We start from the raw sequence: 1,069 nt of genomic DNA, 5'->3' as shown, positions 1-1,069 counted from the left end.
TGCAGTAATAGACAAAGAGTGAGCACCTGAACTCTAATCGTCCATAATTCGACCCCTCTTGTCGCATCTATCCGCCAAGCATTTTTATCCCAATACTTTTTATCTAGAATAACAAGCAAGGAAAAATGCTATGTCGAGTCGCAAACAAGCGAGACTGGAAGCAAAACAGTTTATTGATACTCTCTCGGTACAGCCGTACCCAAACTCAACCAAAGTGTATGTAGAGGGTTCTCGTCCTGACATCCGAGTGCCAATGCGTGAAATTTCTTTGGCTGATAGCCTAATTGGTGGCACCAAAGAGGCTCCAATTTTTGAGCCGAATGAGCCTGTACGTGTTTATGACACCTCTGGCGTATATACCGATCCAGATTACTCTATCGACCTTTATCGTGGCTTACCAAAGCTTAGAGAAGGGTGGATTGAAGAACGCAATGATACTGAAATCCTTGAAGATGTGAGCTCTGTTTACGCAAAAGAGCGTCTTGACGATGAAACCTTAGATGATTTGCGTTATGGCAACTTACCACGTATTCGACGAGCTAAAGCCGGAAAATGTGTGACTCAACTACACTATGCTCGCAAAGGCATTGTTACTCCGGAAATGGAATACATTGCACTGCGTGAGAACATGGGTCGCGCTAAATATCGCGATGACGTGCTGACTCAGCAGCATCCCGGCCAAAGCTTCGGTGCAAATCTACCTAAAGACATTACTGCAGAATTCGTTCGTAAAGAAGTCGCAGAAGGTCGCGCCATCATTCCTTCGAATATCAATCATCCAGAATCTGAACCAATGATTATTGGCCGTAACTTCTTAGTTAAGGTGAATGCCAATATTGGTAACTCATCGGTCACGTCTTCAATCGAAGAAGAAGTGGAAAAACTTGTCTGGGCGACACGCTGGGGTGGCGATACCGTGATGGACCTTTCTACCGGCCGTAACATTCATGAAACTCGCGAATGGATTTTACGCAATAGCCCGGTGCCAATTGGTACGGTTCCTATGTATCAGGCTTTGGAGAAAGTAAATGGCATTGCTGAGAACCTGAATTGGGAAGTCATGCGCGAC

The 1,069-nt window shown here is 45.2% G+C and carries 1 protein-coding gene; it reads left to right on the top strand.

Annotated features, from left to right (window positions below; all coding sequences use genetic code 11):
* Positions 1–130 precede the first annotated feature (130 nt).
* Positions 131–1,069: phosphomethylpyrimidine synthase ThiC (locus R7M72_RS25800; protein WP_318056557.1), on the top strand; the 939-nt coding region annotated here is incomplete at its 3' end.

This window comes from Vibrio sp. YT-18 (genome assembly GCF_033337345.1).
GTDB lineage: Bacteria > Pseudomonadota > Gammaproteobacteria > Enterobacterales > Vibrionaceae > Vibrio > Vibrio alginolyticus.
Note: the sequence above shows the minus strand (reverse complement) of the source record. Positions and strands in the feature narration are given on the sequence as shown.